Annotated in this window: 11 protein-coding genes and 4 pseudogenes; 5 read left to right on the plus strand and 10 right to left on the minus strand. The window is 38.9% G+C overall.

The features are described 5' to 3' along the window. The first annotated feature begins 115 nt into the window (after positions 1–115). On the plus strand, positions 116–694 hold the full coding sequence (locus tag JCM19033_RS04710) for a hypothetical protein (protein WP_054635457.1): 579 nt from the start codon (positions 116–118) through the stop codon (positions 692–694). A gap of 45 nt (positions 695–739) precedes the next feature. Here the strand turns inward: JCM19033_RS04710 and JCM19033_RS04715 are convergent, their stop codons facing one another. The 4 genes and pseudogenes from JCM19033_RS04715 to JCM19033_RS04730 form a co-directional block, all read right to left on the minus strand. Continuing rightward, positions 740–1,174 (minus strand): Fur family transcriptional regulator, encoded by a 435-nt coding sequence (locus JCM19033_RS04715; RefSeq protein ID WP_054635458.1) that lies wholly within the window; start codon positions 1,172–1,174, stop codon positions 740–742. A 15-nt stretch (positions 1,175–1,189) separates the two neighbouring features. Beyond that, positions 1,190–2,023 (minus strand): metal ABC transporter permease, encoded by an 834-nt coding sequence (locus JCM19033_RS04720; RefSeq protein ID WP_054635459.1) that lies wholly within the window; start codon positions 2,021–2,023, stop codon positions 1,190–1,192. A 72-nt stretch (positions 2,024–2,095) separates the two neighbouring features. After that, a pseudogene (locus JCM19033_RS04725) lies at positions 2,096–2,964 on the minus strand (metal ABC transporter permease). Between the two features lie 3 nt (positions 2,965–2,967). Next, on the minus strand, positions 2,968–3,744 hold the full coding sequence (locus JCM19033_RS04730) for a metal ABC transporter ATP-binding protein (protein ID WP_054635460.1): 777 nt from the start codon (positions 3,742–3,744) through the stop codon (positions 2,968–2,970). Between the two features lie 290 nt (positions 3,745–4,034). On the opposite strand from JCM19033_RS04730, the gene JCM19033_RS04735 reads away from it, so the two are divergent. The 3 genes and pseudogenes from JCM19033_RS04735 to JCM19033_RS04745 all read left to right on the plus strand — a co-directional run bounded on the left by JCM19033_RS04735 (position 4,035) and on the right by JCM19033_RS04745 (position 7,753). Continuing rightward, entirely contained in the window at positions 4,035–4,595 is a 561-nt protein-coding gene (locus JCM19033_RS04735) for a hypothetical protein (protein WP_054635461.1), read from the plus strand. Positions 4,596–4,621: 26 nt separating this feature from the next. Then, on the plus strand, positions 4,622–5,593 hold the full coding sequence (locus tag JCM19033_RS04740; protein ID WP_269757986.1) for a hypothetical protein: 972 nt from the start codon (positions 4,622–4,624) through the stop codon (positions 5,591–5,593). A 51-nt stretch (positions 5,594–5,644) separates the two neighbouring features. Further along, positions 5,645–7,753, plus strand: a pseudogene (locus JCM19033_RS04745) (RNA degradosome polyphosphate kinase). A 35-nt stretch (positions 7,754–7,788) separates the two neighbouring features. On the opposite strand, the gene JCM19033_RS04750 reads toward JCM19033_RS04745, so the two are convergent. The 5 genes and pseudogenes from JCM19033_RS04750 to JCM19033_RS04770 all read right to left on the minus strand — a co-directional run bounded on the left by JCM19033_RS04750 (position 7,789) and on the right by JCM19033_RS04770 (position 12,162). Further along, positions 7,789–8,472 (minus strand): lytic transglycosylase domain-containing protein, encoded by a 684-nt coding sequence (locus tag JCM19033_RS04750; protein ID WP_054635463.1) that lies wholly within the window; start codon positions 8,470–8,472, stop codon positions 7,789–7,791. A 450-nt stretch (positions 8,473–8,922) separates the two neighbouring features. After that, positions 8,923–9,782: pseudogene (locus JCM19033_RS04755) on the minus strand (metal ABC transporter permease). Next, positions 9,782–10,535 (minus strand): annotated as a pseudogene (locus JCM19033_RS04760) (metal ABC transporter ATP-binding protein). Before JCM19033_RS04760 ends, JCM19033_RS04755 begins: the two co-directional pseudogenes overlap by 1 nt. Positions 10,536–10,786: 251 nt before the next feature. Further along, positions 10,787–11,803 (minus strand): nitrogen regulation protein NR(II), encoded by a 1,017-nt coding sequence (locus JCM19033_RS04765; RefSeq protein ID WP_083465267.1) that lies wholly within the window; start codon positions 11,801–11,803, stop codon positions 10,787–10,789. Beyond that, on the minus strand, positions 11,740–12,162 hold the full coding sequence (locus JCM19033_RS04770) for a hypothetical protein (protein ID WP_054635465.1): 423 nt from the start codon (positions 12,160–12,162) through the stop codon (positions 11,740–11,742). The genes JCM19033_RS04765 and JCM19033_RS04770 overlap by 64 nt, the downstream gene beginning before the upstream one ends. A gap of 208 nt (positions 12,163–12,370) precedes the next feature. On the opposite strand from JCM19033_RS04770, the gene JCM19033_RS04775 reads away from it, so the two are divergent. Further along, on the plus strand, positions 12,371–12,628 hold the full coding sequence (locus JCM19033_RS04775) for a DUF2624 family protein (protein ID WP_054635466.1): 258 nt from the start codon (positions 12,371–12,373) through the stop codon (positions 12,626–12,628). Between the two features lie 185 nt (positions 12,629–12,813). On the opposite strand, the gene JCM19033_RS04780 is transcribed toward JCM19033_RS04775, so the two are convergent. Continuing rightward, the gene (locus tag JCM19033_RS04780) at positions 12,814–13,704 is read right to left on the minus strand and encodes a deoxyribonuclease IV (RefSeq protein WP_054635467.1); all 891 of its coding nucleotides are present in this window, start codon (positions 13,702–13,704) and stop codon (positions 12,814–12,816) included. Positions 13,705–13,729 lie beyond the last annotated feature (25 nt).

The raw sequence follows: 13,729 nt of genomic DNA on the forward strand, positions 1-13,729 counted from the left end.
TTCCTTACTCTGTAGAGAGCAGTCTTAGTATGTGCGGAGGGAAGCTTCCTTAAAGCTGTAAAGGATGAGCATATCAGAGAAAAATTAGAAATTATATAGGAGTGAATTTCAACAAATGACTGAAAAAAAGTTAACATTTGGTTTAGATATTGACGGTACTGTCACAGACCCCGCCACTTTTGTACCTTACCTCAACAAACATTTCCAGGTTGATATTACTCTTGAGGATATCACAGAATATGATTTAACAAGCTTGCTGAATGTCAGTCAGCAGGAATTTTGGAAATGGATGAAAATCCATGAGAAAAGTATTTATTCAAATGCTGTATTGGCTCATAAGGTTGAACAAGCTCTTCTTGATTGGAATAAGAACCATAAAATGATTTACATCAGTGCTCGCGGTCACCATCTTCATGAAGCTACCCTGGAATGGTTTAATACTCACAACCTTCCATACCACCACATTGAATTAATCGGTCAGCACGACAAAATTGAATCAATCAAAAAACATCAAGTACATCTCTTTTTTGAAGATAAACATGATAATGCGTGCAATATTGCCGAGGAATGCCAGATGCCTGTCGTCCTCCTGGATACACCTTATAATCGCAAACCTGTGCCAGCCAATGTACAACGAGTGCAAAATTGGCAAGAAGCAAAACTATGGGTGGACAATTGGACAAAAAACCGATAAAAAAGAGGCAGTCTCTGCTCTGTTTTGCAGGCTGCCTCTTTTTGCTTATACGTTTGCTTTACTGTTATTTTTACAATCTGCACAATAACCATATACCTCAAATTTATGCCCGGTCACGCTAAATTCCTCATCGAATGGTGTGCCTAAATGTTCCATAGGACAAGCGTGAATGTGTTTTGTCTTTCCGCATTCCATGCATATGAGATGATGATGGTGATGGGGAGTGGAACAGCTGAACCGAAACTTCTTCTCTCCTTCAAGCTCAGTCGTTTCCAAAATTTCCAAGTCTGCGAATAAGGAAAGATTACGATATACGGTATCAAAGCTGACTCCAGGGTATTCCTTTTGCATGTGAGTAAGAACATCCTTCGCTGACAGGTAACGCTTTTCCTCGGCAAACAAGGAGACAATCATCTCCCTTTTCCCTGTATACTTATACCCTTGTTCTTTAAGTCGATCCAAGGCCTTTTCTAAATTCATACAAACTCCCTCCGGTTAACTCCTCGAGAAAATCATTTGCAGGCATGCAACAATGGCTAAAATAAACATCGCTGACATTACAATCGTGCCCCCTGTAGCGATATCCATATGATAAGAAATATATACGCCTGACAAAATGGCTGCTTCACCGAACAGCACTCCTAGAAACATGACTTGTTTGAAGCTTTTTGCTACCCTGATAGCTGCAGCAACAGGCAGTGCAATTAATGCTCCTACCAGGAGGATTCCAACAACCTTCATCGACATTGAAATCACTAAGGCAACGAGCAGTGAAAATAAAAAGTTCATTCCTTTAAGAGAAATCCCTGATACTTTTGCATATTCCTGATCGAAGGATATAGAGATAAATTCCTTAAAAAAGAAGATCATAATCAGGAGCACGACGAATGCAGTTACTATAATAAATAATAAATCTTCCTGTGTAACAGAGACGATACTGCCAAATAAATAATTAAACCATTCTGTGTAGCCAGTTTGAGCAATACTGATTAAAATCGCGCTTAGTCCTATTCCCGCTGATAATATAATAGGAATGGCCAGCTCCTGAAAGTGTCTGTATTCCTGCCTTAATTTTTCAATAAGAAGAGATCCTATGAGCGCAAACAGCAGTCCGCTGTATAAAGGATTAACATCCATAAATTGCATCGTCTGCCCCATTAACACCCCCGCTGAAATACCTGTCAGCGTTACATGAGACAACGATTCAGAAATGATCGTTACTCGCCGCACCAGTAAAAAAGACCCGAGAAGCGGACAAATAAAACCTACAATCAAAGCAGCCAGAACGCCTCTTTGAATAAAGGTTAGATCCCCAAATAAAAAATCCATATTCAATTCCTACTCTCATTTAGTTCCTTCATTATTGTACAAGAGAAAGAATTCGAAAACAACGAACACCCTCTACATTGTGTTCTTCACCTTCGTTACTCCTGTAAATTGCCATCCGGCCAGCCTTCTTGCTCCCATAGCCAGAAGGAGAAGAATAACAGCGATCATGACAATCGTCCCTCCAGGCGCTAAATCCAGATGGTAAGCTGACACCAGTCCCGTTATTACAGAAGTTTCTCCGAAAAGGACTGAATAAAAAAACATCTGCTTAAACCCTTTTGCAACCTGCATCGCAGCAGCGACCGGGAGTGACATAAGAGAAGAAACCAGCAATATTCCTACAATCTGCATGGATGCTGCAATAACCAATGCAACTAGAACTATAAAAATAAAATAAATGAAACGCTTTGGCAGTCCGGCTACCGTGGCCTGTTCTTCATCAAAGGAAAGAAAAAACAGTTCTTTATAAAATAAAATTAAAACAGCAGTAACTACAGCGGTTATAACTGTAATTGTCCATAGATCCCCTCTGCTTACAGCAATAACACTGCCAAATAAATAATTAAATAGATCGTTGTTAAAACCGTCTGCTAATGAAATGAATACAACTCCTAGTCCTATCCCTCCTGAAAGGATGATAGGGATGGCTAATTCTTTGTAATAAGTATAAAAGCCCCTGAGTTTTTCAATCAGCAAAGAACCGGCCACTGAAAATGCCATTCCCATATAAAGGGGGAAAGAAGAGAAAAATATACAAAGTGATTGGCAAGTAATAAATGAAAAGCTATTCCGGTTAAGGTAATATGTGATAAGGCATCAGCAATCAAAGACATTCTCCTGACTACAAGGAAAACGCCTAAAACCGGCGCCAGAAAACCGATCATAATACCTGTAATTAGTGCATTTTGCAAAAACTCATAACGAAAAAAAACATCAAGCATGAATTAATGTCCCCCATGCCCGTGGTTGTGCGTAATCAGGTCAACCTCATGCCCGTAAAAAGCCGATAGGTTTTGCTCTTTTTCAAAATCCTGAGAAGTACCATGAAAATGCAAATACTTGTTTAAGCAGGCAACATCTGTCACATAGCTTGTCATCGCCCCTATATCATGAGTAATGAGTACAAGGGTAATATTCTTTTCTTTATTTAAATAGCTCAGCATATTATAAAAGCTCTGAACACTTTGGGCGTCTACTCCTACGGTTGGTTCATCAAGGATAAGAAGGTCCGGGTCACTGACTAAAGCTCTCGCTATAAACACCCGCTGCTGCTGCCCCCCTGAAAGTTCCCCAATGTTCTGATGGAGGTACTCTCCCATTCCCACACTCTCAATTACTTCTTTAACTTTTTGCTTATGAGCTTTGTTTAAAAAACGAAATAAACCAATCTTTCCAAACAAACCCATGGATACGACTTCAAAAACCGTAGCTGGAAATCCCGCATTAAAGCTGTTAGCTTTCTGGGACACAAAGCCTACCCGGTCCCAGTCTTTAAATTTTTCAAGAGGTTTTCCAAATAATGAAACCTCACCATGATGAGGGGTTAGTAAACCTAAGAGGCATTTAACCAAGGTGGATTTTCCAGAACCGTTTGGTCCTACTAATCCTAAAAATGTACCACGAGAAATGGTTAAAGAAATATCCTCCAATACGTTTCGTGAGCCATAATGAAAGGAAAGATTACTTATATCAATTACATTGGATTGTTCTTTTGCCTCCATTATAGAGATCCTCCTAATTTGCAGCTTTTTCGCTATACAAATATATATTTTTCGTATATGTTTCATGTAAAAGATCAGTGCTCAAATCAAACTTTAAGAACCATTACGATTTATTTACTTAAATGAGTATAACTGATTGAGTTTTTCCTGTAAACAACTGACTTTGCAGCTCAGTTTCCTCTTCTTGCCAAACATCCACTTTTTTGAGCTACTTTTTTTGATTTCTTCTCAAGAGTTACAGTCATACTAAACAATAAACAGGATATCAATCCAAGAAGGAAGTGGTAAACATGAAAAAAGAGAAGGTCGGCGTACTGGACATCGGTTCCAATTCAATTAGATTAGTGATTCACAAAATAGACGACCAAAAAAGATACCGCCAGTTACATAACTTAAAACAAGTGGCACGCCTCAGCTCCCATATTGACCTGGATGGCCGTTTAACCCCTGAAGGGTTTGAGGTACTGAAATCAGCGCTTATACAGTTTGAAGAAATCATTCAGCACCACCATGTAACCAAAGTAAAAGTTGCTGCTACAGCTGCCATTCGAAATGCGGTCAATCAGCAAGATATCCTTGATTTTATTCATAAGGAAACTTCTCTTTATGTAAGAGTATTATCGGGAAAAGAAGAAGCTTACTACGGATATTTGGCTGTTGTCAATTCCACCTCTCTGCGTGAGGGGATTACTGTAGATATAGGTGGTGGAAGCACTGAAGTCACCTATTTTCATCACCGCAGACTTATTTACTCACACAGCTTCCCTTTTGGGGCTCTGACGTTAAAAAACAATTTTACGGGGAAGATGGAAACAGACAGGCCAACCCCCGACAGTTTTATCGTTTTTTAAAAAATGAATTTGCTAAGATACCTTGGCTGAAAAATAAAAAAGTACCTGTCATAGGCATAGGAGGAAGTGCCAGAAACATGGCGCTGATTCATCAAAGAAAAGAAAAATATCCCCTTGCCGGCCTTCATCAATATTCTATGGCTCCTAAACAAGTGGAAAGTACTCTACGTCTTTTAGAACAGACCCCTTTCAGTAAAAGAGCAGATATTGAAGGATTATCGAAAGACCGGGCTGATATCATTGTTCCGGCAGTCCGGGTCATTCAGGGGCTTATGGAATACAGCAAGTCTCCTTTTTTTATCATGAGCAATAAAGGACTACGTGACGGCTTATTATTTGAAGAGATACTCCGTGATGAAGAAAACAAACTTTTCCCTAATGTAACCGAGGAAAGCTTTTATCAACTAGGCAGGGAATATGAAATTCAGCATGACCATATCTCAGAGGTGTCCCGTCTGGCTGAGCAACTATACAGTCAACTGGAAAATCACCTTCCTTATTACTTGAAACAGGAAACCAACGTTTATTTACTGAAAACAAGCGCGAAAGTGCTTTATATGGGTGAGTACATTGATGACGAAGCAAGTGTGCAGCATACATTTTACTTACTGACCAACAGATCAATTGATGGTATTTCCCATCAAGAAAGGCTGGCCATTGCGTTTATTTCTTCTTTTAAATCGCAATCATATCTTCAGCAATTTGCAACGCCGTATAAACGGTATGTATCTCAGCGATTATTACAACGGTACGAACTATTAGGAAGCATCTTAAAACTGGCTTATTCACTCAATAGGACAAGACGAAACGTTATTACTCATCTTGACACAAGGCGCGATGGAAAAAATATAGCGATTCATCTGTATTGTACACCAGGAGCCAGCCCGTATTTTGAAGAAATAAAAAGCGAGAAATACAAAAAGCATCTTGAAAAAACATTGGGGAAAAAAATCTCATTATACTTTCATAGAGAAGAAAGCTCTTATCATAAAGTATAAAAGAGGACACTATAGTCAATTGTTTCGCTGCCCTAGAAAGGTGGAGTCTGCATGCGAGAAAATAATATAGAGAGGCACACTGACTTAAATGACCCTTCCTATTATAATAACCGTGAATTAAGCTGGCTTGCCTTTAACGAACGAGTTCTCGAAGAGGCAATCGACGAAAGAAACCCTTTGCTGGAACGCTTAAAATTTTTAGCTATATTCAGCTCTAATCTTGATGAGTTTTTTATGGTTCGTGTGGCTGGTTTAAAGGATCAGGTAAAGGCAGGATTTAACAAACCTGAAAATAAAGCTGCCTATACCCCTAAAGAACAGCTGAAACGTATCGCTGATAAAAACCATTCGTTAGTTAAACTTCAGGACAATCTCTACAATGAAACCATGCTTCCCCTTCTATTTCATGAAGGCATAGAGTTCTTATCCACTGAAGAATTAACTGAAACTCAGATTCAGTTTTTAGAAAATCATTTTGATAATTATATTTTCCCTGTTCTCACACCAATGGCCGTAGATGCTTACCGCCCATTTCCAATGCTTCTTAATAAAAGTATTAATCTGGCGGTGTTATTAGAGCCTAAAGGGAAAAACCAAAAGGAATCCCTCGCTATTGTGCAGGTTCCCTCTGTCCTTTCCAGGTTTATCCAAATCCCTTCGCGTAACAGAAACAGGCAGTTTATATTACTGGAAAAGGTTATTACACACTTTATAGACAAATTATTTTCAGGTTATCAAATAAAAACGGTCTGTCCTTTCAGGATCACACGTAACGCAGACTTGACAATTTTAGAAGAAGGGGCCAGAGACCTCCTCCGTGAAATAGAAAAAGAATTGAAAAAGCGAAAATGGGGAGCGGCAGTGCGTCTTGAAGTACAAGAAGGGGTCATAAAAGATGAGGTTCTCTCTTTTTTAACTTCAGCCTGGAAATCCATGACCGGGACGTTTACATGGTTAAAGGGCCTCTTGACTTAAGCTTTTTATTTAATTTTACAAAAGAGCTGGCACCTGACTTCGAACACTTGGTTAACCAGGCTTTTATACCTCAGCCGCCTGAAGATTTATTGGGAGAAGACGATATTTTTGATGCTGTATCAAAAAGGATATCTTTCTCCACCATCCCTATGAATCTTTTCAGCCAATAATTGATTTTATTTCAAAGGCAGCCGACGATCCTGCAGTTCTTGCTATTAAACAAACATTATACCGAGTCAGCGGTGATTCTCAAATTATTGCAGCCCTTGAACGGGCTGCTGAAAATGGCAAGCAGGTAACCGTACTAGTAGAGCTGAAAGCTCGATTTGATGAAGAAAATAACATTCAATGGGCAAAACGACTTGAAAAGGCCGGGGTTCATGTTTTATATGGTATTACCGGGTTAAAGACACACAGTAAGATCACATTAATCGTCAGGAAAGAAAAAAACAAAATCAGGCGCTATGTCCATCTCGGTACAGGAAACTACAATGATGCCACGGCAAAGCTTTACACAGACATGGGGATTTTAACTTCAGATGAAAAGTTCGGAATTGATGCCACAAACTTTTTTAATCACTTAAGCGGTTATTCTGAAAAGCCAGAGTGGCACAGGATATCAACCGCACCTTTTGAAATTAGAGAAACGTTTTTATCTTTAATTGAAAAAGAAATCGAGTATCACAAGGAACATGGAAATGGCCGAATCATTGCCAAAATGAATTCACTGACCGATAAACCTATCATTATCAAGCTCTATGAACCTCCCAAGCAGGCGTTTCCATAGACCTAATTGTCAGAGGGATTTGTTCCTTACGGCCTCAAATTAAAGGAGTCAGCGAAAACATTCGTGTGAGAAGTATTGTTGACCGTTTTCTGGAACATAGCAGGATTTTTTATTTTCATCAAGGTGGCGAGGAAAAGATATTTCTCTCCTCTGCTGACTGGATGACACGGAACATGGAGAGAAGAATTGAAATTCTTTTTCCTGTTTTATCCCCAGCTCTCATTTTCCGCTTAAAAGAAATTCTTTCAGTTACGTTACAAGATAATGTGAAAGCCAGGGAGCAGAATTCTAATGGTGAATATCATTATGTAGAAAAAGAAAGCAGGGAACCAACCGTTCAAAGCCAGTTGTTATTTTTTGAATGGGCTTCTCGTTTTATAGAGGAAGATGAGGAATAACGTACCCCGTCCCAAATTTATGGGAACGGGGTATGTTATTGGTAGGCAACAGCAGATTCTTGATTCTCGGCGTTTTCCTGAATTTCAATAGCATACCAGCTCTTAGCATCACCATTATCTTTAATATACGCCTGCAGGCCGCCCATTCCCCGGTGATAAGCTGTTAAGGCATGATCCCAGTCATCATATTTATCATATAAATAGTCTAAATAAAGGACTGATAACTGAATAGAGTAAAATGGGTTAAAAAGCAGATCATCCTCATAGGGCAAGTCAGCTTTTTCAGCAATCCAGGGACCAGTATTTTTCATAAACTGCCCCATACCATATGCTTTTCCATACCTTGTTTCAGGTCCCACAAGGGAAGGATCAAATGTGTCTCCAGTTTCTACCCTGAGGAGTTCAAATATCAAAAACGGGTCGATTTCTCTTTTCTTAGCTTGATGAGCCAGAAAAACTCCCCACTCCATCTTAAAGTTTTCATTAGAATCGTCATAAAGGTGTTTAGCCGTTTCTCTAGCCTCCAGCCACGTTTGGTAATTAAGATCAAACACGACTTCGTCAGAATCTTCCAAAAAGAAAAGCTCTTTTTCTACGATATTTTCAGCCTCTTGCAAGGCTTTACTTTTCTCTTCCAACAGTTCCATTCTCTGTTCTATTTGCTGTTCGTCTATAGCTGAAAAGAATAAAAGCATAACAAGGAAATGTAAGCTGCTCATATATTACCTCCATCATTACTTAAGTCGTAGTCAATTCCTATATCCTAATTGAATAGATCTTTGAAATCAACCACCAAAACTTAACAGTAAGCATGGTACAAGTAAGCTTTTTCCCTTCTTTTAGCGTGAGTAAACAACCAATCATTGATGCAGAGAGGCCTTTTCAATGAGGTAGTGTCTTCCTTCATGCAAGAAATTCTGTCTTTAAAGGAAACCTTTGTAACCTCTCCTCCCCTGGTTCAAAATATGAATGAACAAGGAAACAAGAGCTGATGACTCCCTTTAAACAAAACATAAAGAAGGCCGCAGACCTCTTGCCAGAGGATTTGCGGCCTTTTTTCGCTGCAGAAAATTACGAAAATGAAATGAGGTGAAACACAACAGCATTTGAAAGAAACTGCTTTTTCGTAAATCTTATGCCATATAAAAATCAAAAAATGTATAACTTACTTAAGCGTGCTGCCTGGCCCTGAAAAACTTAATAACTATGCCCTGCTTTGGAGAAAAGAGAAAGGCTAACATGAAAAAGGCAGTAGCAGCTAACACTATAGAAGCCCCTGAAGCTACATCGTATACCACAGAAACAAACAATCCGACTACTCCTGCTAAAGCACCGCAAATCGGGAGAGGATCAGCATAATTTGAAAACGGTCTGTAAGAAGGTAGGCGGTAGCTCCTGGAGTAATCAGCATGGCGACAACAAGGACAATCCCAACCGTCTGCAGGGATGCGACTGTGACAAAAGAAAGCATAAGCATTAATCCATAGTGAATATACTTAACATTTAGTCCTGTAGCTTTTGCCATGGTAGGGTCAAATGTACTTAACAATAAAGGTCTGTAAAAAACAAAAATCAAAAATGAAAATGAGAATTCCAATCGAAAAAATCAACCAAAGGTCAGTTGTTGACACGGCCAGCACATTTCCAAACAGAATATGCCAAAGATCCACTCCTGTACCTCTTAGGCCGGTAATTAAATAATCCCGAGAGCAAAAGCTGCGGTAAACATAATTCCTATTGCCGAATCATCTTTAATTCGACTGTTTTGAGATACGTAACCTATAGCCAGGGCTGTTAATACTCCCGTTATGACAGCCCCAATAAAATAGCTTACACCTATCATATAAGCAATAACCACACCAGGTAGAACAGCGTGAGAGATGGCATCCCCCATCAAGGCCATTCCACGCAAAATAATATAGCAGCCAATAATGCCGCAAATAATCCCTACAAGCACTGCAGCAATAAAAGCCTGCTGCAAATATGGATAACGAAGGAGCTGATCAATGAAATTTGCAACCTGGTTCATCAATTCCCCACCACCATGACTTTATCATCTGAGAATAAGTGGAGGCTTCCTTTATAGGCTTCACTGAGCCTTTCCGGATCATACACTTCCTGAGAAGGGCCATATGCAATAAGTTTTTGATTGATCAACAACAGGTTATCAAAATAACTTTCTACCTTACTTAAATCATGATGAATAACAAAAATTGTTTTTCCATTCCCCTTTAAATTCCGCAACAGATTAATAATAATTTCTTCAGATTTTACATCAATTCCAACAAAAGGCTCGTCAAGGAAGAAAATTTCAGCATCCTGAACTAATGCCCTCGCTATGAACACACGTTGCTGTTGCCCACCTGAAAGCTCGCCAATCTGGCGTTTACTGTAACTTTCCATCCCTACTTTTTCAAGAGCCTCACGCGCTTTTTTCTTTTCATTCTTTCCTATTTTTTTATACCACGGAAGATGGGCATATCGCCCCATTAATACTACATCTTCAACCAGAACAGGAAAGTCCCAGTCAATGTCACTTCTCTGGGGAACATAAGCCAGTTTTTTTCTGACTTTTTTCTACTTTCTCTCCTAACACTTCTATCTTTCCGCCGGTTGTTTTTTCCAATCCCAGCAATGCTTTCATCAATGTGGACTTCCCCGCTCCGTTTGGACCAATAACGCCAGTCAATATGCCTTTTTCAGATGAAAAGGAAATGTTTTGTATGGCAGGGTGATGATCATAGTATACTGAGATGTTTTCTACTTTTACTGTTTCACTCATGAGTTCACTCCCCCAATCAAGTCATAACTTTACCGAGTAAACTTTTTTTGCGCAAGACCAACTTTTCCTGATAAAAAAAAGAATACCTCTATTTGTATTTTATTATATGCGAGCATTACAAAAATGTGTTATTCAACTATAAAAAGTTTCCTTCAGGAAACTTTTTACCCATTTACATAAATTATAAGGGCAAATGATTTGTTTTTGCAAACATCATTTGCCCTTCCTGTTGGTCACATATTTAATACAGCTCAGTAATTTTTCACTAAGGGAAATGTTAGAACAATACTTGTCCCAGAATCAGGATCACTTTTGATGGTAAATGTTCCATTATGATCTTGCATGATTGTTTTGCAAAGAGGAATACCTATACCTGTCCCTTGATCTTTTGTAGTGAAGAAAGGTTTCCCTGCCTCTAATTTTTTAAGGATGTCCTTCGGAATGCCATCCCCGTTATCTTTAATAACTATCCAGTATTCTCCCTTTTCAACAAAACTTTTTAAAGAGAAGCAATTATTCTTATTCTTTTGAGTAAAGGCTTCCATAGCGTTGCGTAATGCGTTTAAAGCTACCTGCTTTAAAGAGGAATCATTCACTTTAATTTCTTCTGTTCCCTGATAAATATCAAAGGTAAAGTTTATTCCCTTCATTAAACACTCAGAGTGTATAATATCAGCTATACTATGGAGGAGTTTAGCAGGATTTTGTACCTCTTTTTTTATGTTCCTGCGCGCCATGGAAAGAAAGTTTTCAATGATGCCATTCATACGGTCTACTTCAGATAAAATGGTGGACGAGTATTTATCATAGCTGTTGGTTAAAGAAGAAAGCTGAAGAAAACCTTTAATCACTGACAATGGATTGCGAAGCTCGTGAGCTACACCAGCAGATAAATGTGATACAGATTCCATTTGATTTTGAAAAAGCAGCAAATGATTATAGCGCTTTTCAAAGGATTGATCATAGATGAAAATAAGTACACTATACCTTTCTGGCAGATAGATACCTTTCAGCCTGAAATAATCCCCTTTAGATTCATTATTGTAGTCTTTTACAAGAGGCTTTTTTTCCAGAAAAACTTCTTCTGCAAAGGAAGTGATATAAAAAGCACGATGATTTTCATCTTCTTTGTATGCTGACAGCCTTTTTTCTACACTATCTATGCCTAAAAAGCTTGCAAATTCATTGTTATGTTTAGAAATCATTAAATCATGATCGAGAATAACATAAGGATGGATGAAATGAGGAAGGACTTCCTGATCCCACATGCCATAGAGGGTATCTGGCTTTGGATTATGACGCAGGATCCTAAGAGAAAAAACTTTCCGTTCTTATACTTTCCGTTGTAGGAAACTGTAAATATGTGAGAGTCGAATTGATGTGTTAAATTAAATTCAAAGATCTTTCCCTGAAGAAAAATTGACTTCAACAAAATAATTGCTTTCTTACATTCTTCTTCGTCTAAATGAAGAAAAAAGCTTGTCCCCCGTTGAAACCACCTTGCCGCCTCGTCATTTAACGATATCACTTCACCGTCATTTGCTAATACAAAACGCCACTCCGAAGAGACTTCCTTGAATTCGTCTTCAAACCCCTCAATTTCCGCTGTATATAATGATTGGTACATATTACCCCCTCCTCAATGAAACCAATCAATCATATTTCACTGCCAATTTCTTTCCATTTTATTACTCTTATTTTTGATTATACTAAATGACAGAGTGCTTGCCTACTCTTTTTGGTAAAATTTATAAACTCCGCACTAAAAAGAGCGACACTTCAAGATAACATGCATATCATATATTATTATGAATTGAAACTATAGGAGGCTCTTAATGAATCCTTTTTTTCAGCAGGTGGTTAAACAACATATTGCTCAGATGACACCTCAGGATGTTATGGCTTACGGCCAGCAATATGGGGTAACAGTAAGCAGAGAGGAAGCGGTTAAGCTCCTGACACTTGTAAAAACAGAGCCATGGGATTTTAATGATAAGCAATCACTTCATGCTGTGCTTCATAAAGCAAAGAGCAACGTTTCACCGGCAACTGGAGAACTGCTTGAAGCCCTTTTTGCTCAGTATATCCAATAATTGTGGAGTCTTTTTCCGAAGAAAGCTTGAACGGATGTCGCACTTGTGCCTTTAGGTGCATGCGAGTGGACCTTTGAACAATCAACCCAATAGAATACAAAAAAGAGCTCTCACCGTGGTGAGGGCTCTTCCCTTTTGCCGGGTTTTGTCCCGGTCTTTTTTTCTTTAAGATGATGTTATACGCTTTACTGGTTAAATACTTCGTCTTTTAAATTTTCGTTAAATGCTTTTTCCTTCAGCATATTGATTTCAAATTTGTAAGGTGGTTTTTTATTTTTCTTATCTGTTCCAACATAAGGAGTTTCAAGGATCTTAGGAACCTCTGTAAAGGAGGGGTGATGAACAATATAATTCAACGCCTCAAATCCTATATAACCGCACCCTATGTTTTCATGACGGTCCTTTGCTGCCCCGCACTCATTTTTGCTGTCGTTGATGTGAAGAACTTTTAACCGGTCAATACCGATCAATCGGTCAAACTCATCTAAGACTCCATCGAAATCATTTACAATGTCATAACCTGCATCATGAGTGTGGCATGTATCAAAGCATATGGACAATCTCTCATTATGAGTAACTCCGTCAATAATCTGAGCCAGCTCCTCAAAAGATCGGCCGCATTCAGATCCTTTTCCTGCCATGGTTTCCAAAGCAATTTGTACCTTACTCTGGGGATCAATCACTTCATTTAGTCCCTCTATAATTTTCTTTATTCCTTTGTCTGCTCCTGCTCCCACATGTGCACCCGGATGAAGAACAATCTGGGTAGCCCCAAGCGCTTCCGTCCTTTCTATTTCCGAACGAAGAAAGTTGACGCCAAGTTCAAAGGTTTCAGGCTTTGATGTATTCCCAATGTTGATTATATATGGGGCATGCACCACTACCTCGTTTACCCCGTGTTCAGCCATATGCGCTACTCCAGCCTCAATATTAAGTTCTTCTATTGGTTTTCTTCTTGTATTCTGAGGAGCTCCTGTATAAATCATCATAGCCGTTCCACCATAGGATGCAGCTTCCTCACTTGATCCTAAAAGCATCTTTTTCCCGTTCATTGACACGTGTGATCCTAAAAGCATAGTTATCTCTCCCGTTTCACTGTAA

Source organism: Thalassobacillus sp. C254, assembly GCF_001310615.1.

What these genes read in the sequence shown, in the direction of transcription:
- JCM19033_RS04775 (WP_054635466.1), top strand. Translation starts at nt 12,371, where the DNA reads ATGAATCCTTTTTTTCAGCAGGTGGTTAAACAACATATTGCTCAGATG.
- JCM19033_RS04715 (WP_054635458.1), bottom strand. Translation starts at nt 1,174, where the DNA reads ATGAATTTAGAAAAGGCCTTGGATCGACTTAAAGAACAAGGGTATAAG.
- JCM19033_RS04735 (WP_054635461.1), top strand. Translation starts at nt 4,035, where the DNA reads ATGAAAAAAGAGAAGGTCGGCGTACTGGACATCGGTTCCAATTCAATT.
- JCM19033_RS04765 (WP_083465267.1), bottom strand. Translation starts at nt 11,803, where the DNA reads ATGTGGGATCAGGAAGTCCTTCCTCATTTCATCCATCCTTATGTTATT.
- JCM19033_RS04730 (WP_054635460.1), bottom strand. Translation starts at nt 3,744, where the DNA reads ATGGAGGCAAAAGAACAATCCAATGTAATTGATATAAGTAATCTTTCC.
- JCM19033_RS04780 (WP_054635467.1), bottom strand. Translation starts at nt 13,704, where the DNA reads ATGCTTTTAGGATCACACGTGTCAATGAACGGGAAAAAGATGCTTTTA.
- JCM19033_RS04720 (WP_054635459.1), bottom strand. Translation starts at nt 2,023, where the DNA reads ATGGATTTTTTATTTGGGGATCTAACCTTTATTCAAAGAGGCGTTCTG.
- JCM19033_RS04710 (WP_054635457.1), top strand. Translation starts at nt 116, where the DNA reads ATGACTGAAAAAAAGTTAACATTTGGTTTAGATATTGACGGTACTGTC.
- JCM19033_RS04750 (WP_054635463.1), bottom strand. Translation starts at nt 8,472, where the DNA reads ATGAGCAGCTTACATTTCCTTGTTATGCTTTTATTCTTTTCAGCTATA.
- JCM19033_RS04770 (WP_054635465.1), bottom strand. Translation starts at nt 12,162, where the DNA reads ATGTACCAATCATTATATACAGCGGAAATTGAGGGGTTTGAAGACGAA.